Origin of the sequence: Aneurinibacillus thermoaerophilus (assembly GCF_900099925.1) — a bacterium.
GTDB lineage: Bacteria > Bacillota > Bacilli > Aneurinibacillales > Aneurinibacillaceae > Aneurinibacillus > Aneurinibacillus thermoaerophilus.
Map to the genome: position 1 here is coordinate 41,023 of NZ_FNDE01000004.1, position 22,676 is coordinate 63,698.

26 protein-coding genes are annotated in these 22,676 nt (G+C 46.3%); 3 read left to right on the forward strand and 23 right to left on the reverse strand.

Annotated elements, in window-relative coordinates; all coding sequences use genetic code 11:
- Positions 1–66: 66 nt before the first annotated feature.
- The 3 genes from BLR88_RS03465 to BLR88_RS03475 all read right to left on the reverse strand — a co-directional run bounded on the left by BLR88_RS03465 (position 67) and on the right by BLR88_RS03475 (position 2,696).
- Positions 67–456 (reverse strand): hotdog fold thioesterase, encoded by a 390-nt coding sequence (locus BLR88_RS03465; protein ID WP_408863292.1) that lies wholly within the window; start codon positions 454–456, stop codon positions 67–69.
- Positions 457–537: 81 nt separating this feature from the next.
- A complete protein-coding gene (locus tag BLR88_RS03470; protein WP_322787642.1) occupies positions 538–1,995 on the reverse strand; it encodes a sensor histidine kinase in 1,458 nt (485 codons plus the stop codon).
- Complete coding sequence (locus BLR88_RS03475) at positions 1,983–2,696, reverse strand: response regulator transcription factor (protein ID WP_091259943.1); 714 nt, start codon at positions 2,694–2,696, stop codon at positions 1,983–1,985. The genes BLR88_RS03470 and BLR88_RS03475 overlap by 13 nt, the downstream gene beginning before the upstream one ends.
- A 602-nt stretch (positions 2,697–3,298) precedes the next feature.
- On the opposite strand from BLR88_RS03475, the gene BLR88_RS03480 reads away from it, so the two are divergent.
- Positions 3,299–3,703, forward strand: coding sequence for an acyl-CoA thioesterase (locus BLR88_RS03480; RefSeq protein ID WP_057899353.1), 405 nt, complete (start codon positions 3,299–3,301; stop codon positions 3,701–3,703).
- Positions 3,704–3,828: 125 nt separating this feature from the next.
- Here the strand turns inward: BLR88_RS03480 and BLR88_RS03485 are convergent, their stop codons facing one another.
- The 3 genes from BLR88_RS03485 to BLR88_RS03495 are packed head-to-tail and all read right to left on the reverse strand — an operon-like array spanning position 3,829 to position 7,577.
- Positions 3,829–5,046 (reverse strand): DEAD/DEAH box helicase, encoded by a 1,218-nt coding sequence (locus BLR88_RS03485; RefSeq protein ID WP_057899354.1) that lies wholly within the window; start codon positions 5,044–5,046, stop codon positions 3,829–3,831.
- The gene (locus BLR88_RS03490) at positions 5,043–6,863 is read right to left on the reverse strand and encodes a HAMP domain-containing sensor histidine kinase (protein WP_057899355.1); all 1,821 of its coding nucleotides are present in this window, start codon (positions 6,861–6,863) and stop codon (positions 5,043–5,045) included. Before BLR88_RS03490 ends, BLR88_RS03485 begins: the two co-directional genes overlap by 4 nt.
- A complete protein-coding gene (locus tag BLR88_RS03495; RefSeq protein ID WP_057899356.1) occupies positions 6,864–7,577 on the reverse strand; it encodes a response regulator transcription factor in 714 nt (237 codons plus the stop codon).
- A 224-nt stretch (positions 7,578–7,801) separates the two neighbouring features.
- On the opposite strand from BLR88_RS03495, the gene BLR88_RS03500 reads away from it, so the two are divergent.
- A complete protein-coding gene (locus BLR88_RS03500; protein WP_057899357.1) occupies positions 7,802–8,005 on the forward strand; it encodes a hypothetical protein in 204 nt (67 codons plus the stop codon).
- 54 nt (positions 8,006–8,059) lie between these two features.
- On the opposite strand, the gene ccsB is transcribed toward BLR88_RS03500, so the two are convergent.
- The 3 genes from ccsB to resA are packed head-to-tail and all read right to left on the reverse strand — an operon-like array spanning position 8,060 to position 11,437.
- The gene (ccsB, locus tag BLR88_RS03505) at positions 8,060–9,250 is read right to left on the reverse strand and encodes a c-type cytochrome biogenesis protein CcsB (protein ID WP_091259994.1); all 1,191 of its coding nucleotides are present in this window, start codon (positions 9,248–9,250) and stop codon (positions 8,060–8,062) included.
- Between the two features lie 22 nt (positions 9,251–9,272).
- Complete coding sequence (gene resB, locus BLR88_RS03510; protein WP_091259945.1) at positions 9,273–10,895, reverse strand: cytochrome c biogenesis protein ResB; 1,623 nt, start codon at positions 10,893–10,895, stop codon at positions 9,273–9,275.
- Positions 10,896–10,912: 17 nt separating this feature from the next.
- Positions 10,913–11,437 (reverse strand): thiol-disulfide oxidoreductase ResA, encoded by a 525-nt coding sequence (gene resA, locus BLR88_RS03515; protein WP_057899359.1) that lies wholly within the window; start codon positions 11,435–11,437, stop codon positions 10,913–10,915.
- A 362-nt stretch (positions 11,438–11,799) separates the two neighbouring features.
- Here resA and BLR88_RS03520 point away from each other — a divergent pair, with 362 nt between their 5' ends.
- Positions 11,800–11,991 carry a hypothetical protein gene (locus BLR88_RS03520; RefSeq protein ID WP_057899360.1) on the forward strand — a complete coding sequence of 64 codons (192 nt, stop codon included), beginning with the start codon at positions 11,800–11,802 and terminating at the stop codon, positions 11,989–11,991.
- A gap of 19 nt (positions 11,992–12,010) precedes the next feature.
- On the opposite strand, the gene BLR88_RS03525 is transcribed toward BLR88_RS03520, so the two are convergent.
- From BLR88_RS03525 to BLR88_RS03585, 14 genes are all read right to left on the reverse strand, one after another.
- Positions 12,011–12,724: a pseudouridine synthase gene (locus BLR88_RS03525; RefSeq protein ID WP_091259996.1), complete on the reverse strand. Its 714-nt coding sequence runs from the start codon at positions 12,722–12,724 to the stop codon at positions 12,011–12,013.
- A 74-nt stretch (positions 12,725–12,798) separates the two neighbouring features.
- Positions 12,799–13,059, reverse strand: a complete 261-nt coding sequence (locus BLR88_RS03530; RefSeq protein WP_057899361.1) for an HPr family phosphocarrier protein — start codon at positions 13,057–13,059, stop codon at positions 12,799–12,801.
- A 24-nt stretch (positions 13,060–13,083) separates the two neighbouring features.
- Positions 13,084–13,575, reverse strand: a complete 492-nt coding sequence (locus BLR88_RS03535; RefSeq protein WP_057899362.1) for a PTS sugar transporter subunit IIA — start codon at positions 13,573–13,575, stop codon at positions 13,084–13,086.
- Positions 13,576–13,668: 93 nt separating this feature from the next.
- Positions 13,669–14,343, reverse strand: a complete 675-nt coding sequence (locus BLR88_RS03540; protein WP_236781883.1) for a BglG family transcription antiterminator — start codon at positions 14,341–14,343, stop codon at positions 13,669–13,671.
- 32 nt (positions 14,344–14,375) lie between these two features.
- A complete protein-coding gene (locus BLR88_RS20035; RefSeq protein WP_236781884.1) occupies positions 14,376–14,495 on the reverse strand; it encodes a CAT RNA binding domain-containing protein in 120 nt (39 codons plus the stop codon).
- Between the two features lie 21 nt (positions 14,496–14,516).
- Positions 14,517–15,260: a glucosamine-6-phosphate deaminase gene (gene nagB, locus BLR88_RS03545; protein ID WP_091259947.1), complete on the reverse strand. Its 744-nt coding sequence runs from the start codon at positions 15,258–15,260 to the stop codon at positions 14,517–14,519.
- 16 nt (positions 15,261–15,276) lie between these two features.
- The gene (gene nagA, locus BLR88_RS03550) at positions 15,277–16,401 is read right to left on the reverse strand and encodes an N-acetylglucosamine-6-phosphate deacetylase (protein ID WP_062731158.1); all 1,125 of its coding nucleotides are present in this window, start codon (positions 16,399–16,401) and stop codon (positions 15,277–15,279) included.
- A gap of 70 nt (positions 16,402–16,471) precedes the next feature.
- Positions 16,472–17,923: an N-acetylglucosamine-specific PTS transporter subunit IIBC gene (gene nagE / locus BLR88_RS03555; protein ID WP_057899365.1), complete on the reverse strand. Its 1,452-nt coding sequence runs from the start codon at positions 17,921–17,923 to the stop codon at positions 16,472–16,474.
- 265 nt (positions 17,924–18,188) lie between these two features.
- Positions 18,189–18,722 (reverse strand): spore maturation protein, encoded by a 534-nt coding sequence (locus BLR88_RS03560; RefSeq protein WP_091259949.1) that lies wholly within the window; start codon positions 18,720–18,722, stop codon positions 18,189–18,191.
- The gene (locus BLR88_RS03565) at positions 18,722–19,306 is read right to left on the reverse strand and encodes a nucleoside recognition domain-containing protein (RefSeq protein WP_057899367.1); all 585 of its coding nucleotides are present in this window, start codon (positions 19,304–19,306) and stop codon (positions 18,722–18,724) included. The genes BLR88_RS03560 and BLR88_RS03565 overlap by 1 nt, the downstream gene beginning before the upstream one ends.
- Positions 19,307–20,410, reverse strand: coding sequence for a D-alanyl-D-alanine carboxypeptidase family protein (locus BLR88_RS03570; protein WP_254778208.1), 1,104 nt, complete (start codon positions 20,408–20,410; stop codon positions 19,307–19,309).
- Between the two features lie 151 nt (positions 20,411–20,561).
- Positions 20,562–21,152, reverse strand: a complete 591-nt coding sequence (scpB, locus tag BLR88_RS03575; protein ID WP_057900377.1) for an SMC-Scp complex subunit ScpB — start codon at positions 21,150–21,152, stop codon at positions 20,562–20,564.
- A complete protein-coding gene (locus BLR88_RS03580) occupies positions 21,152–21,907 on the reverse strand; it encodes a segregation and condensation protein A (RefSeq protein ID WP_057899369.1) in 756 nt (251 codons plus the stop codon). The genes scpB and BLR88_RS03580 overlap by 1 nt, the downstream gene beginning before the upstream one ends.
- 15 nt (positions 21,908–21,922) lie before the next feature.
- Positions 21,923–22,564: a site-2 protease family protein gene (locus BLR88_RS03585; RefSeq protein ID WP_057899370.1), complete on the reverse strand. Its 642-nt coding sequence runs from the start codon at positions 22,562–22,564 to the stop codon at positions 21,923–21,925.
- Positions 22,565–22,676 lie beyond the last annotated feature (112 nt).

The window sequence follows — 22,676 nt, forward strand, 5'->3', positions numbered from 1 at the left end:
GGCTACTCCCTCTTGGCAGCCAGTCAACAAAACGCACGGAAAAAGAGGCGCATTTTTTTAATTTGCTTACACCTTTTTCTTCTTCACAATCGCTACAGTACAGCGGGAAACGCAAATGAGTTTATCCTCTTCGTCAGTAATCTTAATATCCCATACCATCGTTGTCCGTCCCTTATGGAGCGGCGTAGCTACTGCCGTAACGAGCCCGTCCCGCTTCGGGCGCACGTGGTTGGCATTAATCTCAAGTCCGACCGCCATTTCATTCTCTTGGTCGATTGCACTCCATGTGCCCATGCTGGCCACCGTTTCCGCAAGGACAACTGAAGCGCCTCCGTGCAACAGTCCAAACGGCTGATGCACCGTTTTGTTCACCGGCATCGTTGCCACCACACGTTCTGGTGTCATTTCTTTTATCTCAATTCCCAGCACTTCTACAAGCGTACCCTGTATATCCATGCCTTCCATACCCTCCCTCATTTTTTCACGTTTGCGCGCTCCATCATTCCGAGGCACCAACATCTCCTTTAGCAACGCAGCCTATCCTACTTTTTTCTCCGAAGGGAGCCATACGACAAAGCGTGTCCCTTCCCCTATCTTACTTTCTACGCGAATATTTCCATGATGAAGTTCAACCAGTTCTTTGACAATCGCAAGACCAAGCCCTGTCCCCGCTTCTCTGCGGGAACGTACCCGATCCACCTTGAAAAAACGCTCCCATATAAAATCAAGATCATGTTGAGAAATGCCGATGCCCGTATCTTCCACCGTCACTTCAATGCCGTCGGCCTTTTCCCGTGCCGCAAGCTTGATATGTCCCTGCTCCGTAAATTTTAAAGCGTTGCCGATTAAATTCGTAAAAATCTGCTCAACACGGTACGGATCAGCAATGATCGTCGGCAGCGGATCAACCACTTCCAGTCGTAAATCGAGGTTGCGTTTGGCCGCTTCTTCTTTAAAAGCAAATACGAGCCGATTCAAAAACGAATTCATATCAATCGGCCGCTTCACAAGGTTGACCTCCTGTTTTTCCAGGCGTACAAGTTCCAGCAAATCATTGACCAATCGGCTCATGTGCATCGTTTCTTTATACATGACATCATAATACTTCTGCCGTGACGTTTCGTCGGTGACAAGACCATCCTGCAACGCTTCCAGAAAGCCTTGCATCGCGGTCAGCGGTGTCCTCAATTCGTGTGAAACATTCGCCAAGAAATCCTGACGTGTCTGTTCGAAGTCTACTCTCTCCACTTCCACTTGTTCCAGCGTACTGGCCATCCGATTGATCGTCCGCGCCAAATCACCGATTTCATCCTCGGTCGTTACCGCTACCCGCTGTTTGTAGTTCCCGCGTTCAATCTCCAGCGCTACTTCGTCAATCCGCTTCAACGGGCGGGAAATTGTCCAGGAAATATAAGAAACCATCGCCGTCGATAGCAAAATACCGAAAAGCGTTGCCCATACAATCATTTCCCGCATGTTGCCGACTGTCTCATCAATGCCTTCTACCGGCGCATGCAGCACAATGCCCCCAAACACTTCATTCTTCTGTCCCCATGGCACGACGACGGACAGCATCGGCTTGCTGAGCCCTTCAAATTTCAAATCCTGAACCACGTCCTTACCCTGCATGACCTGCTCAACAATCGAACGGGCTACCGATTTACCAATAAACACCTCATCCTGCGTCGAAGTGGAAATAATTCGCCCGTGGCGGTCAAACACCCAAATACGCGTATCGAATGTCTGATCTAAAAAAGCGAGCATCGCCGTCGTCTGATCGGACGGCATCGGATCGTTTTGAATGGCAAGGTTTACCTTTTTCGCTTTGCGCAGCAATTCTTCTTTTGTTCCATCATATATGTAATTTTTGGCCAGCACTGACATGGAAAGGCCAAGAGCGCCCAGCCCTAGCAACATCGTAATCATGTAGCTGAACAAGAGTTTGCGAAAAATACTTTTATTAATTCCGAACCATTCTCTCACTATGCTGAGCACAAAGCTTCCACCTCAAATTTGTAACCGACCCCCCATACCGTATGAATGCACTCATACGGCAACTTCGCCAAATGCTGGCGAATTTTTTTAACGTGTACGTCCACAGTCCGGATATCTCCAAAAAAGTCATAGCCCCAGATTCGCTCAAGCAACTGTTCCCGAGTAAACACGCTTCCCGGTGAACGTGCCAGAAACACCAGCAAATCAAACTCTTTCGGACGAAAAGCTACTTTTTCGCCCGATACGGTCACCTGGCGCCCCTGCAAGTCAATGTGAAGATCCTGAAACTGAAGCACGTTTGCTGACTCCGCTTCTTTCTCCTCATTTGTCCGTGGCTGCATCCGGCGAAAAATTGCTTTAATCCGTGCTACAAGTTCACGCGGGCTAAACGGCTTGGTTACATAATCATCCGCTCCCAATTCCAGTCCAAGCACCCGGTCGAATTCTTCTCCTTTAGCAGAAAGCATAATAATCGGCGTGTCCATCGTCTTGCGAATTTCACGGCACGCCTGATACCCATCCATCTTCGGCATCATTACGTCCAGGATAATAGCGTCCGGTTTCTCGCGCTCCGCAAGCGCAACCGCCTCGCTTCCATCATGCGCTTCTATCAAATCAATTTGCTGCTGTGAGAAGTAGAGGCGAATAATCTCCAGCACATTCGTATCATCATCAGCAACAAGTACTTTTGTTCCGTTCATTATCTCTTCCCCTCCATTCCGCATGCAAAAAATCAGGCGGAATCCGGCTCCGCAATCGTTGCTATTTTATTAGTATACCATATTTTTCGCTTTCTGTTTGTAAGTTCGCAGCGTTTGTTTATAAAATTCGCATGCAACATGTACCGAGTGTCCAGGATAAAGGAAGCGATTTCTAAAATTAAAATAACCGGTACATTTGTACCGGTTATTTTAGGAAGAAGAAGCGTGAAGCTTATATTTTATTTTTTATGGAAACTTTAAAGTAATGATTATAAACTTTCGTATTATAAATAGACGGCATTTATTTGCTGTGGTATTGTACAGGCGTTTTGCTCGTTTATTGGTCTTTTGATGTCATTTCCCACGATTTATCGTTAATGAAGCAGCATACCGTCCGTTGATGCTCCGTTTCTCACCTCCCAACGCTTTTTACTTTACAAGAAAAATGTAACAAGCTCGTGAAGCAGATAAGAACTTTTTTTGATAAAAATATGATCAATTTATGTTCTTATCATCTAACCCATATACAAAACCCAGGTTGGCACAGCTTTTGAGAAAAGGTAAGATAGAAGAAAAAACGTTTACAAATGGGAGGAAAATGGATGGAAGCTTCGCTTGAAATTGTAGTACGTTCAACCGAAATCGATGTGAATGGCCACGTTAACAATGCCAAATATCTTGAGTATCTGGAATGGGGACGGGAAGAATGGTATGAACAAGCCGAACTGCCCTATGATACGTTTCTTGAGATGGGAATCCAGACCGTAACGGTTAATATTAATATTAACTACCGCAAAGAGTGCCTGCAAAACGATCGCCTAACGATTACGACCAAGCCGGAACGGCTCGGCCGAACCAGTTATGTCCTGAAACAGGAAATACATAACCAGCGCGGCGAGCTCGTCGCGGATGCATTGGTCACAAGCGTAACCATGGACAGCAAGACCCGCAAAAGCCGTCCGGTTCCAACAAAACTGGCCCGCCTGTTCGACCGCTCCGCTTCCTGAGTGCGCATAAGAAAAACTTGCGGGCTGATGCTCGCAAGTCCTTTTTCCAGATGAAGAAAGGTAAAATCTACATACTTCATATGCAGCTGTTAATCCAAAACAGCCGACCTAACAAGATCGGCTATTCAGCCATTGTCCCCGTTTTTCGTATGCATTTTTTTCGTTTGGACGTTTTTTTTCTTTGTAAACATCGGGTGGCCACGGTGCTCTTCCGGGGAAATGAGTTGTCCCTGAAATAGTACACGCTCCGGGATCTCGATACGAAGCTGTCTGGCTAGCTTACCGGCCATGAACTTCTCCTTCGGCGCAAGCAACGATATCGCCATACCGCACTTTCCGGCACGACCGGTACGCCCAACACGGTGAATGTAACCGTCCGTATCCAACGGCAGATCAAAATTAACCACATGTGTGACGCCTTCGACATCAAGCCCGCGCGCCAGCAAATCAGTGGTGACCAGATATTGGATGCGACCGCCCCGGATACCATTCATCGCCTGCTCACGTTCCTGCTTGTTTGCTTCACTATGAATACCGGCGACATTTACTCCTTTTTTGGAAAGCCAGCTGACAATCTCCCCAACTTGATGCTGCTTCTTTACGAAAATAAGAGCACGATCAGGTTTTAGTGCATGCAGCAGGCGACGCAACATATCAAACTTTTCCCGCTCCGAAGTCACAATAAAATAATGCTCAATCGTTTCCGGTAAGCGGGACTTTCCTTTCATCTTAATCACCTGTGGTTCTTCTTCTGACCATTTCTTTCCCCATTCTTCCACCAAAGAAGAAATCGTCGCAGAGAAAACAAACAGTTGACGATCCCGCGGCGTGCGCTTTATTACCGCCTCCACTTCCGGCATGATGTTCGCTTCCAGCATCTGATCTGCCTCATCAATCACGACCATTTTCACTTCGTGAACCTTGAGCTTCTTTTTCTCGATTAAGTCATACATACGCCCTGGAGAGCCGACAATCACATGCGGCTTCTGCTTCAATTTCTCTATCTGCCGCTTACTATCCACCCCGCCCATAATAATCTGAAAGCGAATGTCCGTACCGGCACACAACTCGTCCAAAACATCGCGAATTTGTACTGTTAGCTCGCGCGTTGGAACAAGAATGAGCGCCTGAACAGCTACGGACGTGCTATCAATTCGCTGCAAAATCGGCAGCAAATACGCAAGCGTCTTCCCCGTTCCAGTCTGTGATTCACCGACCACGCTTTGCCCAGCAAGCAACAGCGGTATGGTGCGCTGCTGGATCGGTGTCGGCGTCTTAATGTTCATTCTTTCAAGTCCCTGGATTAAGAAAGGGGCCAGTGAGCTTTCAGCAAATGTCTTCATCTGTTTCTTCCTTCCTCAGGCTGAATCGGAAGCTGGATAGAGAATGTCGTCCCTTCTCCCAGCTTGCTGCGCACGGTAATCGTGCCATGGTGGCCTTCTACGATATTTTTTACGATGGAAAGCCCAAGTCCTGTACCGGCACGACCACGCGTTCGGGCCTTGTCGGCTTTGTAAAAGCGCTCAAACACAAACGGCAAATCATCGGCCGGGATTCCGCTTCCAGTATCCGCTACCTCAATGATGTACATCTCATCCTGCATAAACGTTCTTAACGTTACTCTACCTCCCTGGCCGGTATGCCGTATCGCATTGTCAATCAGATTCGTCAACACTTGCTCCAAGCGATCGGCGTCAAAATAAAACATACTGTCCGGCGCCTGCCAATCCATCTGTAAACAAATCCCCTGCTCTTTCGCCACACCATTAAATTTACGAATCACTTTGTCTTCAAGCTGAAGCAAGTTACCCGGCCGGATATCAAGCTGAGTATAACCGGCCTCCATGCGGGCTATGTCGAGCAATTCGTTGACCAGACGAGACATGCGCAACGACTCATCATAAATAATTTGCGCAAGTTCCTTCTTTTCTTCCGCCGTCTGGGCGATATCGTCAATAATCGCTTCGCTGTATCCTTGCAGCATCATAAGCGGTGTGCGCAATTCATGCGACACATTGGCGACGAAATCCTGGCGCAGCTTATCCAGCCTCCGCTCTTGTGTCATATCGCGCAACACCGCAACAGCGCCACGAATTTGATCATCGTCGTACAACGGCGCCATCACAACGGCGTATATGCGACCTTGCACAACGACATCCGTTACGACTTCTTCCGCGTTGCGCACGGCTTGTTCCAGAATGGAGCGCATGGAATCCGGGAGAAATTTGATGCCCTTTTCTACATCATTATCTTCCTCCATTCCCTGTTCGTACTCCCATGCTTTCAAAAGCGCCTCTGCCGGAGGATTCGTAACAATAATCCGTCCGTGGTGATCGAACGTCATCACAGCATCCACCATGCTTTTAAGCACACTGGACAACTGCTCTTTTTCTCTGGATAGGGCTACGATTAAATCGTTCAAACGTGAGGCCATATGATTAAACGTACTGGCCAAATCTCCGATTTCATCGTTGGTACGAATGGAGATTTGTGCTGAAAAATCCCCTTGTGCATATAAATCGGCCGCCTTTTTCATTGAATGCAATGGCTGGGTAATACGCGTAGACAAGAAAAAAGCGAAAAAGGTAGTCAAAATAATGCCTATGACTGCGGCATAGAAAATGAGCCATGTCGTCTTATTGGTCGTTTCACGCAGTTCATCCATCGTCTGGTATAAAATCAATTCATTGTTCAAATCGGGCGAATGCAAAGGCACCGCTACAGCCACGAATTCCTCATAACGCGGAACCCTGCCTTTATCCGGCACCACTTGAAAAAAGTCACGCGTCACAGCGATCCGGTCATTGCGTGCCTGTCTCAGCACTGGATGCTTCAAAAACTCTTCCGCTTTCACTTCCGGGATCGTTTTATCGCGCCGATCTACATCCTGATTGATGTATTTGCCAAGCGAACCGGTAATCACCATACGGGTATCATATACATCCACCAGCTCTCGCGCAATGCTGAGCGTTTTTTCCCTATCCTTATAAACCAGAATAACGTGCGCGATATTTTGCGCCAGTTGTTTTAAATCTTCCGTGCGCTGTTTTTCATAAAAACCGTCTAAAAATGACATCAACGTAAGACTGAGCACGGTCAACACAACCGCGACAAGCCCAATAATCGTAAACCAGAGTTTGACAACAACACGGTTCAACACTTATTTTGGCACCTCAAGCTTATAACCGATTCCCCATACGGTTGCGATCATATTGGCAGCCGTGGGAGATACCTTGTTCAACTTTTCACGCAAGCGCTTGATATGAGTGTCAACAGTGCGCAAATCTCCGAAAAACTCATAGTGCCACACATCCTTAAGCAAATCTTCCCGGGAGAATACGCGGTCGGGGTGGCGCGCCAAATAATACAGCAATTCGTATTCTTTCGGCGTCAGGCTAACCTCCTCTCCCGCCACTGTCACCCGGTGTGCATCGTGATCTATAGACAATTCAGGGAATACGATAACATTGTGTGAACTGTTCTGTGTCGTTAAAAACGCGGTCGCCGAAGAACGTCGCAACAGCGCTTTCACCCGGTAGACAACTTCACGCGGGCTAAACGGTTTGACAACATAATCGTCCGTGCCCGATTCAAAACCTTGCACCCGGTTTGCTTCCTCTCCCTTAGCGGTGAGCATAATGACCGGCGTTGCTTTTTTTTCTCTGAGTCGTGTACATACCTCGATGCCGTCAATTCCCGGAAGCATCAAGTCAAGCAAAATAATATCATAGTCGTTGGCAAGCGCCATTTCCAAGGCTTTTTCCCCGTCCTCCGCTTCCTCGATAATGAAGTTTTCTCTCTCTAGATACATGCGCAGCAGACGTCGGATGCGTTCTTCATCATCTACTACGAGCACTTTTGCTTGATGTTCCATTTACTCTCACCTCGGTTGGCATTTTCATGCAAAGCTTTCTTTTCTGCTTATTTTACCATTTTTAGCAGTGAATTGTGACCATAACCTTACAAATTCATGGCGATAATCGTACAAATTATATCGTGCCCAAAATAAGAAAAACTCACAGGCTATGCATGCTCATCCGTTTTTGTTTCATACTTCAACTTCATGGACACACTATAGGAGAGGAAGGGGGGGATTTTATGAAAAAGCCGGAACAAAAATTTGGCTATGACGCAGAAGGCGAAAAAATTGTGCAGCAGAATGTTATGAACGCCTATCAAAGCGGCGTCATCGAAGACGGTTGGGATTATTCAGAAATGGGCGATAACCCGTGGCACCATACCGAAAATGCAGCACAGGAAGAGATGTTCGAAGATAAGAGCCCGGATGACTTTGAAGAATAAAAATCCGCCTTACCCGGACAATGTCTGGGCAAGGCGAATTTTTTCTTATTTTTCCTATGCATAAGTATGAAGACCGGAAATGACAAGATTGACAAAAACAAGATTGAACATCACGATAATAAATCCGATTACGACCATCCACGCCGATTTTTTGCCGTGCCAGCCTCGAGACAAGCGGAGATGCAAATACGCGCTGTAGAATAGCCACGTAATTAGCGCCCATACTTCTTTCGGGTCCCATCCCCAGAAGCGACCCCACGCCTCATGCGCCCAAATCATCGCAAAAATGAGCGCGCCAAGCGTAAAAATAGGAAAACCAATCGCCACAGCCCGATAGCTGATTTCGTCTGCAAGATCCGGATCCAAATGGCGCACCAGGCGTCCAGCCAATGATGAAACGCGGCGACGCAAGGCAAGACGCGTAACCACGTATAACAACGTACCACCTACCACGGACCAGATAAACGTGTTAAATTTACGTGCTGCCTGATTTCCTTTCATAAAACCAGGCGCCTCAAACCAAGGTTTCATTTTGTCCACCGTCAACAATTGGCCACCTTTCGGACCAGCGATCGGCGGCATATGATATTTAATTTCCGATTCGACAACCTGGCCTGTTGGCGTCTGAAATGGTGCTTTAAACACAGCCTGATAACCGATGAACTGAAAGTAAAACACGAGCACAATAAAAGCGATCAATGAGAATACTACCCACATTACGAATTCCAGCCATGCGGCAGACGCAGACTTCTCGGAGGCATTCACCGTACGCAGCAAATACATCAGTCCGCCCGCAAAACCGATAGCAAATGCGCCCTCACCCAAAGCCGCGGTTGTTACGTGTATTTGCAGCCAATAGCTTTGCAACGCCGGAATCAAAGGTGTCACTTCGCGTGGAAATACTGCTGCGTATGCGATAATGATGACGCTTATGGGCATTACAAACATACCGATGAGCGGAATGCGATATATAAGATAAATAACAAGAAACGCAAGCGTCATCGCAAAGCCAAGAAACTGCATAAACTCAAACATATTGCTAGTCGGAATGTGTCCGCCTACATACCAACGGACACCGATAAAGACCGCGTGCAAAAGAAAACCGATGACCACTGCCGCGTACCCAAGACGTCCGAACAGGCGCGCGTGCTGTTCCGGCGTGCGGTTGCGAAAGCTACGCCCGGTTACAGCAACAAAGAAAAAAATCGTTGCAACGCAATAAAAAATGAAAGCGATAGTCAACATCGTGTAGCTAAGCCCGATAAGATTACTCACGTTTTTTATCCTCCTTTTCCAATTGCGCGGCCGATATTTGGTATCCGTTCTCCTCAAGCACCTTCACGATTTCTCTCTTTATGCCAAACCAATTCTTGTTTGTATGCGCCGCCACTAGCAGCTTGTCCCCATCAATTTGGAACCAGATGCGGCGGTGCTGCCAGTAAAAACCCATGATCAGTCCGATCATGCAGACACCGGATCCAAAGAAAACGACGGGCAGACTCTTGTCTTTACGCACCATGAGTCCGCTTACATCCACAAGATCAGGCTTTTCAAACTCATACGTTACAACCGGGGGTTTACCGTCCGCCGTCAGCGTGCTGCCGAGGAAAACCCATTGCTTCTCTCCATTCGGTGTTTTAGGCGAAATCGTATTGACGATAAACGCTGGATTGTTCGGTTCCGTCGTTTTTGTAATTGGCTTCTTTCTCTCATCCAGCGCAAAGTCAGGAAAATACTGCAACACTTGCACTTTCACCTGATCGTTTACTTTAATTTCCGTCGGCGGCGACAGCAAGTCCAATTTTATATCGCCCAGATGTTGTCCGGTTGCAGTATCAATCAATCTTAAATTTAATGCCTGAAGCTTGTTTTCTTCTTCCCCTGACTGGATTAGCCGCAATCCTTCATACTCCAAAGGATGGTTCACTTCGATATCGTGCCGCGCAACTTCCGTAAGCTTCGGCTCGGCACCCGGAATTTCAGCGTTCTCGTTTTTATAAAGCACCGCTTTCGTTTTGTACTCTTTGACGACAAGACCATCTAAATCCAATTTTTCTGGAAATTCATTATCTTGATAATACTCTTTAATAAAAGATTCATTTTTTATGTAATAATTCGTCTCTGGTACGGGCACGGTCTGCCCTTCGCGCACCCACACGTATTGATCGAGATAAAAGCCGGGAATAAGACGCATCAAACATCCGATTAAAAAAATAATAAGGCCAACGTGGTTGATGTACGGCCCCCAGCGGCTAAAGCGCCCCTTCTCCCCCAGCAGAGTGTTTTGTTCGCGGCGTACATGGTAGCGTTTTTTCTCCAGCGACCGTCCCAGCACTTCAAGAAGCCCGTCTCCGTCCCTTCCGTTCAGTTCCAGCTCAGCGCTTACTTTTTGAATTTGCAAGAACTTTCTATCTCGCTTAACACGCTGCTTTTTCAGCGCCCGATATAACGGCACCACGCGATCCAGGCTACATACGACAAGCGAAATACCTATGCCGAGCAAAAGCGCAATATACCACCAGGAAGAATACAAATTATGAAGTCCAAGCTTGTAGTAAATAAGCCCAAACCATCCATATGCTTCTGGATAAAACTGCTCCGCCGGTTTCGGCACCGGAATGTAGCGCTCCTGCGGAAAAATCGTACCGATAGCTGAAGCGATTAGCGTAATCACAATCATAATGACCGCATTGCGCACAGAGGAGAAAAAATTCCAGATGCGATCCACGAATGTTCTTTGAAATGTTTGGGAACGTCGAGCTGCCCCTTCATAACGCATATCAAGCTTTCGCCCCTTGCTTTCGCTAACAAGCGGCGCGCCACAGGATTCACAAAGCATCGTGCCCACCGGGTTTGCGTGTCCACATTCGCATTTGACTTTCTCTAACATGGCTTCACCTCAAATTTTCACGGAGCAATCTGCTGCATATTGTTCCGAATTGTCTGATATGACATCGGCCCTCCTACAATATGCTTGTAAAGCGTTCCATCCGCCTTTACAAAAAATGTAGACGGCATCTCTCCAATTTGGTATTTACGCGTAATAGCTCTGGACGGGTCCATCAAAAGCGGTAGCGCATCCAATTGATACTGACGCGCAAAAGATTTTACAGGAACTTCCGACTCCCCAACATTAATTGCAAGAATAACGACATTTTTATCTACAAATTCTTTCGCCGCCCGGTTTAAAGCCGGCATCTCATCACGGCAAGGCTCACACCAAGAACCCCAGAAATTCAACACAACCGCTTTTCCCTTCAAATCGCTCAATCGCACTTTATCCCCGTCGACCTGCTGAGCTACGAAATCGGGAACAGGTTGTCCTACCTTCACAGTCGATTCGTCTTTAAAATAAGCGCTGTAAAATGTCCAGCCAACGGCAAGCACAATGACGGCAAGCACGAGCAGTCTCGTTACCTTTCTCGATTCCATAGGTAACCTCCTCTACACTCTGCAATAACTACTGGTTCCATTGTCAAATCAGGGATCACTATACACAAATTATAACATTCATCCTAGCATTCATCATAACATTTATAACATTTACTCCTTTGCGTTGCGCATTTTTTGAACATTATGTGACACCCGGACAAAAATATGCCTGCGGCTTTTCCTTCATAAATTAACTTACCTTGATTTATGTCAGATGCAAATACGTCTATAATACTGACACACAATTCCATTAAAGACTACAAAAATGATGCATAAATATTTATTTACATATGTATTTATTCGTTGTAGAATTGAATTTATCTTACCTGTATGTTTCACAAAGAAAAAGGAGTGGACATAAGATGATTCCGACAGAAATGCAATGGAACGCTTTGTTGCAGCGTCATGCGACCGTGACCGTAATTGTAAAAGGACAAAAGATTACGGGCGACTTATATAATGTGACCGATGAACAGGTGATTTTAATCGTGCCGAATAAACAAGACTTGTTTGAAGTCATTGCGCGCGCGGATATCGACGAAATCAACTGGTAGCGCACTGCATCTGCCTATGTTAAAGAGACAAAATCCCATCCACTTCTTCTTTTGTTAGCGGGCGGTATTTTCCTTCTGGCACACCATCCAGCGTCAGAAACCCGAGCCGAACCCGCTTTAACTTCAACACAGGATGCCCCACCGCTTCGCACATCCGGCGCACCTGCCGGTTGCGTCCCTCGTGGATGGTTAACCGGATGGCACTTCTTCTGTTTCTTTCATCGTAGGAAAGCCGCTCCGCCTGCGCGGGCGCTGTCATTCCGTCTTCCAGCATCACACCTTTGCACAGCCGCATAAGCGCTTCTTCTCCTATTCTTCCCTTCACGACTGCTTCATAGACTTTATCCAGTTCATGACGCGGATGCATGATACGGTTGGCGAACGCGCCGTCGTTCGTGAGAAGCAGCAGGCCGGACGTATCGTAATCCAACCTTCCCACCGGATAAATCCGTTCTTTAACATGCTCCATCAAATCCAGCACCGTTTTTCTTCCTTGCGGATCAGTGACCGATGTAATATAGCCGACCGGTTTATTTAACAGAAAATACACATGTTTTTCAAGCACGATTTTTTGTCCATCCACTTCAATTTCATCCCGCTCTGGATCGGCTTTGAAACCGAGCGTCCGAATTACTTCTCCGTTGACCTTCACGCGACCAGCCGCAATAAGTTCCTCGCACTTTCTGCGGGAAGCAACCCCTGCCCGGGCCATAATTTTCTGCAATCGTTCCATGTATGTATCACCCTCCTTTCCCATCATACCCTTCCCGTCGCCCGGATACAACGCGCAAACAAAAAAAGCTGGGCTCATCCTCTTTCTTCTAGCAAAAATTGCTCCAAAAAAGCAATCGCTTCTTGTTCGTCGATTCCATTTGCGGTCAATGTGACTTCTTCCCCTTTGGCAATCACCAACGACATAACCCCCATTATGCTCTTCGCATTTACAAATTTACCATTTTTACCAATGGAAATATCGCTATTAAATAAAGTTACTCTACTTACAAGTTGAGCAGCTGGGCGAGCATGAAGACCTTGTTGAAGATTAACGATTATTTTCTTTTCGATCATAAGTAAAATGAACTCCTTTTCTCATCATTTCACTTTCATTTTCATAATGGACGTTTCTCCCATTTTCGCTTCTTTAGGCCATTCCATTTCGATTTGGTCCATTCGATCTGGATTTATAATGACAATCGGTGTTATCGCACTTTTCGCTTTTTCTTTTACCAAATCTATGGAAAACTCAAGAAGCGGGTCCCCAACTTTTACTTTATCCCCGGCTCTTACATAAGCGACAAACCCTTCTCCCTGCATAAAGACGGTTTCTAAGCCAATATGAATCAATAGTTCCACTCCTTTTTCTGAACGCAAGCCAACAGCATGTTTCGTCGGAAATACCTGAACAACTTCCCCTTTTACAGGGGAGACAACTTTCCCTTCTTTTGGTATAATCGCAACTCCTTCCCCTACCATTTTTTTTGAAAAGGTGGGATCAGGCACTTCTTCTATTCTGACCACTTCACCATGTAAGGGAGCCATAATGACTTCTCTTGTGTCTTTCTCTCCAAACCACCTTTTAAACATGATTTGTCTCCTTTCTATAAAGCAAAACCGCTCCTGCCATTCTTATGTGAACATGCGGTTTTCTACGATGAATGATAACGAATCATCTTTTACCTATTGAAATTCATAAGGCAAACGTTCCAAATGTAACGTTAAAAAACCGATCTCCTTATCCGGTACATCCTTGCCTAACTCTTCAGCAATGATGTCGGCTAATTTTCGCGCTTTTGCAAATCCGTCCGAATACCGCTCACGAATACTCTCAATAAGTGGATTATCTATGGTTTTGCCGGACTTTACACGATCAATCAAGGCTTTTAAATGCGATACAAAACGAATCATAGAAAACGAATCGTCCATCTTATACCCTTCGGCTTTTAGCTGATCTAAGATTTTGGAAACAATCCGTGCAATCCCCAAAGCTACTTTTTTATCAGAAAAAGATCGGGCTGAATGAAAGTGTGTAGCCAAAAATGCGATCTCTTCTTCCGGGAGAGTAACATCAAGCTTCTTATTCAAGTACGCAACCGCTTCTTCCGCGATTTTATATTCTTCGGGATATAGATACTTAATTTCAAAAACGAACGGATTGCTTAAATAAATCCCTCTTTTAATTCGCTCAATGGCAAAGTTAATATGATCAATCAAGGCTGCATGAATTGTATCAGAGAAAGGGCCCGACAATTTTTGAATCGCCAGCGCAATCACCTCTTCTGTTGCTGCAATAATCGGAAAGTTTACCATCTTAATCACTTGCTGATAATGTTCAATCGCTTCTGCCGTATGCAAGAGAAACTCCTGCGAGATAGCGGCCGGATCGATTAAATCCCCGTTTTTTTTTTAAATCCGATACCTTTTCCAAATACTATGGAATTATTTCCGGATAAGAGTTTGGCAAGCACTACATTATGAGATAAAACTTGCACAATCTTTCGTTCCATAATCAATCCCCTCACGCATGTTTATCCCCTGTTTTTCTCTCTTTTCAAAAGTAAGGCGGCAGCGGCCTCATCAAGTACAAAGGTAACGTTAGGATGAAGTTGCAGAATACTGGCGGGCAAACTTGTCCGCACATCCCCATACACAGCTTCTACCACAGCTTGCGCCTTTTCTTCCCCAAATGCCAACAGCAAAATTTGTTTGGATAATAGAATCGACTGCAACCCCATCGTGATGGCATGTTCAGGCACTTCACCTGGACTTTCGAAAAATCTGGCATTTGCCTGAATGGTCACATGGGCAAGCTTAACAATATGCGTTTTCGATTTTAGAGAAACATCCGGCTCATTAAATCCAATATGCCCGTTAATGCCGATTCCTAAGATTTGAATATCAATAGGATTCAATTGAATAATCTGATCATACCGTTGGCATTCCTGTTCAAGATCTTCCGCGTCTCCCCTTGGAATATATGTTCTTGATTGATCGATATTCACATGATCAAATAAATAGCGTTTCATAAAATAACGATAGCTCTGCGGATGATCAGCAGAAATCCCCACATATTCATCCAGATTAATCGTTGTCACGCGGGAGAAATCAAGCCCCCACTGATGCATTCGAATCAACTCGTAATAAAGAGGAATCGGCGTCGAACCTGTGGCCAATCCAAGAACCGGATACGCACGGTTCTTGATAATCTGTTCAATAACAGTTGCACTATAAATAGCGCCTTCTCTGGCTGTCGAAAAAATCCGAATATCCATTCCCTATCCTCCTAATTTACTTTCTAAATACTAAGTTTCCGCGGACAATGGTATGCGTCACCTGTAACCGTTCATCGAATGCGATGATATCTCCATCAAATGAAGGTGCAATCACCCCTTTGCGAAGTTTAAGAAGGCGGGACTGATTTTGGGAAGTGACCCTGGATATTTCCTGTTTTCCCAGTGTTCCTGCATCGAGCAAATTTCTGACTGCCTGATCCATGGTCAATGTACTACCCGCGATCGTTCCGTTGGAAAGAGTCGCCACTCCTTGCCGAACAAAAACCATTTGTCCACCCAATTCATATATCCCGTCCTTCATGCACGCCGCCCGCATCGCATCAGTAATCAAAAGCAGCCGTTCTTCTCCCATAGCTCGCATCATCGCTTTGACTACAAACGGATGGACATGCCGATAATCGACAATCAACTCAACATAAATCTCCTCATCCGATAAACCAAATCCAGCAAGCCCCGGTTCGCGATGGTGAAATCTACTCATTGCATTAAAAAGATGAGTAACACTCTGTGCCCCCCATGCTTTTCCTTGCTGCGCATCAGAAAGGTCAGCGGCACTGTGGCCCATCGATACTACGATTCCCTGTTCAGTGGCAAAGCGAATCAATGCCTCCGCCCCCGGAAGCTCCGGAGCAACTGTTATAATCTTCACTTGATGTCGCGATCGTTCGATCCATTCTGCAAGAAGTTCAATATTCGGCTCTATAATATGTTGCTGTGCATGCGCTCCCGGATAATCGGGATTAATAAACGGGCCTTCCAGATGAAACCCTAACACCTGAGCTCCTTCAGATTGAAAGGTAGGCTCCAATGTTTCCATCACTCGCTGAATACGCTCCGGACTTTCGGTCATAGTCGTTAAATAGAGACCTGTTGTACCATGTGCCGCATGCGTTTTGGCAATCGTTTGGAATGCCTCAGGCGAGGCATCCATCGTATCTGCTCCCCCGCCGCCATGCACATGAATATCGATAAAACCCGGATACAACTCTCCATTTGTCTCAATCAATGTAGCGCCTTCCAAATCTGTCTTCGAAAGTTGCCCGGTTGCTGTAATTATTCCATCCTCAATTAAAATCTGCTGGCGTTCTTGGTTTAGAATTCCGGATACTACTGTCTTCACCACAACAACCTCCCCTATCCATTTCATGCTTAACTTCAAAAGTTTATGGTATAAATTTCATAAAAAATTTTTAGCTTGCGCTTTGATTCAGTAGTGATTTTATCTCTTCTTTAATAAGTTCCGATTCTGTTCCAAATACAATTTGTACATTTCCTTTTCCTAAACGCATAACGCCGGCTGCGCCCAACTTTTTTAACTCCTCGTCTTTCACAAGGGAATCATCACCTACGATTAGCCGCAAACGGGTAATGCACGCATCAATATTCCTGATGTTCTCGACTCCGCCAATCAACGGAAGAATAGACATCGCCCTTTCCTTCATTTCTAAAGCATTGCCCTCTTCTTTGAACGTTGTTCCCGATTCAGTCGGAACCTCATCCCGTCCCGGCGTCTTCAAATCAAACATGCGAATGAAAAACCGGAATACAAAATAATACACGATAAAGCAAGCGGCTCCAAACGGTATCAGCAACCACGGTTTGGTAGCCAAATGCCAGTTAAGAACATAGTCGATGAAACCTGCCGAAAAACCAAACCCCAAATGCATCCCTGACAAATACGTGAAAGCCATAAAAAGACCCGTTAAAATCGCGTGTATGATAAATAATAGCGGCGCTAAAAACATAAACGAAAATTCAATCGGCTCCGTAACCCCTGTCAAAAACGAAGCGAAAGCGGCCGATAGCAATACGGATGAAACGAAAGCTCTTTTTTCCGGTTTGGCTTCCTTGACCATAGCTATGCAAGCGGCCGGAAGCCCAAACATCATGATCGGGAAAAACCCTGTCATAAACATCCCTGCCGTCTTATCGCCCGCAAAATATCTGGATAAATCGCCATGAAAAACATCCCCTGCTACATTGGTAAATTCCCCGATTTGAAACCATGTAATTGAATTCAAAATATGATGCAAGCCAAATGGGATTAGCAAGCGATTTAACAAGCCGTATAAAAACATGCCGATTCCACCTGCCGAAACAATCCACATTCCCAGTGCATGAATACCATTTTGCACCGGCAACCATACATAGCCCATCACCACACCAAAAACAACCATCACCAGCGCAGTAACAATCGGAACAAATCGGCTTCCGCTAAAAAAGCCAAGCGCTTGCGGCAGTCGAATGTCTTTGTATCGTCTATACAAAAAAGCTGTCACAGCACCAGTAATAATCCCCCCTATTACCCCCATATCTAAATGAACAATCTTTTCTCCATTCGGCCCAATAACATCAAAAACATTCAACACATTGGTTAGAACAAAATAACCAAGCGTCGCAGCCAGCCCGGCAACACCGGCTCCATCCGTCAAACCGATGGCAACGCCAATGGCAAACAACATCGGCAGATTTCCAAGTATCGCCCCTCCGCCTGCCGAAAAAATTTTGGCCAGGTGTGCCATGAATGGATTTTGAAATTTCATGGCACCGATTCCCAAAAGAATTGCGGCTGCCGGCAAGACCGCAATCGGCATCATAAGTAAGCGACCGATTTTTTGTAATGCACTTAATACATTCATCATCCTATTTCCTCCCTTTATTTTTAAAATTCAAAAAAAATAAAAGTGGGCATAAGCTTAAGAAGCAAAAAATTAGCTTCTCAAGCTTATGCCCACTTAAGGTAACATGCTTGATGGAAGATTTAAGCAAAATATAACTTAAGTAAAATATAATGAATAAGGGGGCCTTTTGTCAAGCATGTGATGAATGCGCTTTCTTATACCCGTATATTTTGGAGCGGGGTAGCGCTATCTCTTTACACTACCCCCGCTCCGGAAAAGATATAACTTATCCAAACACAAACCAAACGACAAGAAGCGAAGCGATCACGCCAATAAAATCGGACATGAGTCCGACTTTCAGCGCATACTTTGTGTTACGCACCGCCACCGCGCCGAAGTACACCGTAAGCACGTACAATGTCGTATCTGTGCTTCCCTGAATCGTACTCGCCAGGCGACCAATATATGAATCTGGACCATACTGCGCGATCAGATCAGTTGTAATCGCAAGCGATCCCGAACCGGTAATGGGACGCAGAAGCGAGAGCGGCAGAACCTCCGCTGGAAAATGTACAAGATCAAGCACAGGACGGAGCAGCCTAAGCAGCACATCAAGCGCACCCGATTCACGAAAAATCGTAATTGCTACCATCATTCCAACCAGGTGGGGCATAATGCGTATGGCAGTTCCAAAACCGGACTTCGCGCCTAAGATGAACGTGTCATAGACCGGTACCTTTTTATAGAGCGCGTATACAAGTACGTATGAAAGAAGGAACGGAATCGCCCAGACGGACAATTGTGTAACAAGGGCATACATTACCGCTTCCACTCCTTTCTCTGGTACCAGCGATCGATCAGAATAGCACCTGTAGTAGCGATAAACGTGGCAAGAAGGGTCGTTCCGACGATTTCCGCCGGATTGGCCGAATTGTAATTCATGCGGATCGCGATAATCGTAGTGGGAATCAGCGTCATACTAGCGGTATTTAAAGCAAGCAACGTACACATCGCTGGGGTGGCGGTCTTCGGATCAGGATTTAGCTTTTGCAGCTCCTGCATCGCTTTTATCCCCATCGGCGTCGCCGCATTTCCAAGACCAAAGAGATTGGCCGTCATATTTGAAAGAATGTAGCCAAAAGCAGGATGATCTTTCGGTACGGTAGGAAATAACCAGCGGGCGAGCGGCCCAAGCAGGCGAGCCATTTTGTCCAGCAGGCCCGCTTCTTCCGCCACTTTCATCACACCCATCCAGAAAATAAGAATACTGATTAACCCAAACGTAACAGTCACGCCGGTTTTGGCTCCTTCGAACACCGCCTTGTTGACCGCGTCCACATTTCCTGTTACAAACGCGGTCACAATTCCGATAAAAATCATACCCGCCCAAATATAATTTACCATCTACATCCCCTCCAGCATCGTCCTGAAGAACGATTCCAGATTCGATGTAAAGCGGTTCCCGATCGCCTGTGCCACTGTTTCCTGTTCGATCGTAAGCGCTACCCGCCCAATGAGTTTACCATCAAGCCTAATCTCAAGGAACGGCCCTCGAATATTGCGAACCAATTGCTTTTCTATCCGCGATTTCTCCTCTTGCGACAGCGGATAGGAGAATGCTTGCTTGGTATAATAGGCAAGTACGCCATCTTCCCGCTTATCTTCGCCTACCCGTTCGCCCGCGCGTATAACCTCCGTGCGCGAAAACTGGCTGAATCCGTAATCCAACCATTTCATGGAGTCTTCCCAATCCTGCGGCGCATTTAATACTACGACAGCAAGCTGTTGTCCGTTCCGGGTAGCGGAAGAAGATAGGCACCGTTTCGCCAGTTTTGTGTATCCCGTTTTTACCCCGTCTGCTCCTTTATACAGGCGGAGCATTTTATTTTTGTTCACCAGTTTGCGATCCCATTGCTCTCCTTCCCACGGAATGTATTTTACTTGTGTGGAAACGATTTTGCGGAATTCCGGGTTGCGCAGGGCATACGCGGTCAACAACGCCATATCCCGCGCTGTAGAATAGTGATTGTCGCTATCATCAAGTCCATGTGGATTCGTAAAATGGCTGGAGTGCATGCCAATATATTCCGCTTTTTCGTTCATAAGACGAGCAAAGCCTTCGATAGAGCCCCCCACATGTTCGGCAATCGCCACGGCAGCGTCATTACCCGAACGCAGCATCAAGCCGTACAACATATCTTCCATTTTCATTTTTTCGCCACGCTTCAAATAAATGGAAGAGCCCTCTTTGCCGTATGCGCTATTCGGCGTTGTGACAATATCCTGACTATTCCCTTCTTCAAGCGCAACAATAGCTGTCATAATTTTTGTCAGGCTGGCAATACGCATTCGTCTGTCCGCTTGCTTTTCCGCGAGAATGCGTCCGGTGGCGACGTCAATAAGTGCGGCGGTTTCCGCAGACACGGGCGGAAGCGCGGGCCCGGCAGCGATCGTCGGTTGCGGCAGCATCATCAGAAAAGCAATGAGTATAAAAACGAGCTTTTTCACTCCGATCCCCCTTTGCCATTTGCACAGTTTGTCCTGTCCCATCTATGTACATGTATATGGCTCATCCAGGAGATTATGAGCGTTCAAACAAATTTTAGCTTCTTATCACCCGCAACCACTAATAATAAAACCCTAAGCGCTCTGTATCCGCTTAGGGTGTAGGTTCTGCTTTATTTTTCTGATAGAAAAGATACGCTTCTTCTTCTTCGACTTCGGAGCCTTCCGCAGGGAATTCGGGTGGAGGCGGCAGTTCATCCAGACTGCGCAGGCCAAAATATTCAAGAAACTCTTTGGTTGTACCGTACAAAATCGGACGGCCTATTGTATCAGCCCGGCCCACTTCTTTAATTAAATTTTTACTCGTTAGGCGATTAATTGCGCTCTCGCATTTTACCCCCCGGATTTCCTCCAGCTCCAGACGCGTAATCGGCTGCTTGTACGCGATGATCGCCAGCGTCTCAAGCGCCGCTTGCGAAAGCGTTGCGTGTGACGGCGTATGCGCCAGTTTCTCAAAATACTCCGCGAATTCCGGACGCGTCGTAAACTGGTACGCCTGTGCAATCTCGACAATTTGCAAACCGCGATTCTGTTCTTTATAGTCTTTTTTCATTTCATCCATAAGGGCAACTACTTCATGGATTTCCAGATCGAGAATCGAAGCAAGCTGCTTTGCTTCAATTCCTTCGTCCCCGGCTACGAACAGGAGCCCTTCCACAATCGCCTTCAACCGTTCTATGTCAATCATACCGCATCCTCCTGCATCCGCGATACTGTAATATCTTCAAATAATCCGTCCTGCTCGCAAACAACGATTCGCTTCTTCATCATTTCCAAGATCGCAAGAAATGTCGTTACGATCTCGATTTTGGAGTTTCCTTTTTCTAAAAGTTGAGAGAAGTATATTTTTCCGCCAGCTACCGCAAGCAACCGCTCGATTTCCTCTATGCGATCGCGCAACGAAATCTCGTCGCGTTGCACTTTCACCGCACGCTCCTTGCGGCTCACTCGCTTTAGCGCTTTCTGAAGCGCATCTACCAGATCGTAAATCGTCACGTTGGCGATCGGGTTCTCATCTTCCGGAATGAATCGAGATAAATCTTCCGCCGGTCGCGTATACACACGGCTCCGCTCTTTTTCCCGATCACGGAATGTTTCCGCGATTTTTTTGTATTTTTTATACTCCAAAAGGCGCTGCACCAACTCTTCCCGTGGGTCGCCTTCCTCTTCATAAACCTCCGCGCCCCATTCATCAAACACCGGTTCTTCGCGACGAGGCAAAAGCATTTTGCTTTTAATCGCGAGCAGCGTCGCCGCCATAACAAGAAATTCACTCGCGATATCAAGCTGCAACTCCTGCATAATATATAAATGCTCCATATACTGATCGGTAATTTCTACAACCGGAATATCGTAAATATCGACTTCCGCCCGTTCAATTAAATGAAGCAGCAAATCCAGCGGCCCTTCAAACGTATCAAGTTTGATATCGACTCCCACCGATCGTCCACCTTTCTACTGTACAAAGGAAACCAGCATGTTTCGCACCCATTCAAATGGTGTGTACAAAATGATCGAGCCAAGACCAGGAATAAAAATAAGCAGGAGCAGAACAAACATGCCGTACGGCTCCATTCGCTCAAAGAAAGCATCATAGCGACGCGGCATAATATAACGCAAAAATTTCGAACCGTCCAACGGAGCAAACGGGAGCATATTAAACACAAACAAAGCTACATTAATAGTAAAGCTCCAAGCGACCGTGTTTACCGCAAGCGTTTCAGCCCATGTCGGCCACGTATTCATCACACCACTCGTAAGCAAATATACATGTAGCTGCAAAAACAAAAACGCTAAAATCAAGTTGGTCAACGGTCCCGCGACCGCTACATATACCATGCCTAAACGGCGGTTGCCGCGGAAATGAAACATGTTTACCGGCACCGGACGCGCCCAACCAAACGGCCCGAATAGAATCAGCAGCATCCCGAACGGATCAACATGGCTAATTGGATTGAGCGTCAGACGTCCTTCGTTTTTTGCCGTACGATCTCCCAATTTATAAGCAACATACGCGTGCGCCCACTCATGAACAGAAAACGCGATCACAAACGCAATCACTCGATAAAGCAACGAATCCCAGTCAAAATAAAACAACGCCGCTCCCCCTTACCGTATCAAGCTGCAACTCATTCTACCATATGCCTGTCATCTGCACAATTCTGCCGTTTTCCCGTTTTCGTGAAAAAACCCCTGCTTTCCGTTGCGA

Coding starts and splice junctions, on each gene's coding strand:
- BLR88_RS03480 (WP_057899353.1), top strand. CDS start 3,299: ATGGAAGCTTCGCTTGAAATTGTAGTACGTTCAACCGAAATCGATGTG.
- BLR88_RS03500 (WP_057899357.1), top strand. CDS start 7,802: ATGAAAAAGCCGGAACAAAAATTTGGCTATGACGCAGAAGGCGAAAAA.
- BLR88_RS03565 (WP_057899367.1), bottom strand. CDS start 19,306: ATGGTAAATTATATTTGGGCGGGTATGATTTTTATCGGAATTGTGACC.
- BLR88_RS03465 (WP_408863292.1), bottom strand. CDS start 456: ATGGATATACAGGGTACGCTTGTAGAAGTGCTGGGAATTGAGATAAAA.
- nagB (WP_091259947.1), bottom strand. CDS start 15,260: ATGGATATTCGGATTTTTTCGACAGCCAGAGAAGGCGCTATTTATAGT.
- BLR88_RS03485 (WP_057899354.1), bottom strand. CDS start 5,046: ATGAAGACATTTGCTGAAAGCTCACTGGCCCCTTTCTTAATCCAGGGA.
- resA (WP_057899359.1), bottom strand. CDS start 11,437: ATGGAATCGAGAAAGGTAACGAGACTGCTCGTGCTTGCCGTCATTGTG.
- BLR88_RS03525 (WP_091259996.1), bottom strand. CDS start 12,724: ATGGAACGATTGCAGAAAATTATGGCCCGGGCAGGGGTTGCTTCCCGC.
- BLR88_RS03535 (WP_057899362.1), bottom strand. CDS start 13,575: ATGTTTAAAAGGTGGTTTGGAGAGAAAGACACAAGAGAAGTCATTATG.
- ccsB (WP_091259994.1), bottom strand. CDS start 9,250: ATGTTGACTATCGCTTTCATTTTTTATTGCGTTGCAACGATTTTTTTC.
- BLR88_RS03560 (WP_091259949.1), bottom strand. CDS start 18,722: ATGTATGCCCTTGTTACACAATTGTCCGTCTGGGCGATTCCGTTCCTT.
- resB (WP_091259945.1), bottom strand. CDS start 10,895: ATGTTAGAGAAAGTCAAATGCGAATGTGGACACGCAAACCCGGTGGGC.
- BLR88_RS03520 (WP_057899360.1), top strand. CDS start 11,800: ATGATTCCGACAGAAATGCAATGGAACGCTTTGTTGCAGCGTCATGCG.
- BLR88_RS03475 (WP_091259943.1), bottom strand. CDS start 2,696: ATGAACGGAACAAAAGTACTTGTTGCTGATGATGATACGAATGTGCTG.
- BLR88_RS03530 (WP_057899361.1), bottom strand. CDS start 13,059: ATGATCGAAAAGAAAATAATCGTTAATCTTCAACAAGGTCTTCATGCT.
- nagE (WP_057899365.1), bottom strand. CDS start 17,923: ATGATGAATGTATTAAGTGCATTACAAAAAATCGGTCGCTTACTTATG.
- BLR88_RS03495 (WP_057899356.1), bottom strand. CDS start 7,577: ATGGAACATCAAGCAAAAGTGCTCGTAGTAGATGATGAAGAACGCATC.
- BLR88_RS20035 (WP_236781884.1), bottom strand. CDS start 14,495: ATGGAACGAAAGATTGTGCAAGTTTTATCTCATAATGTAGTGCTTGCC.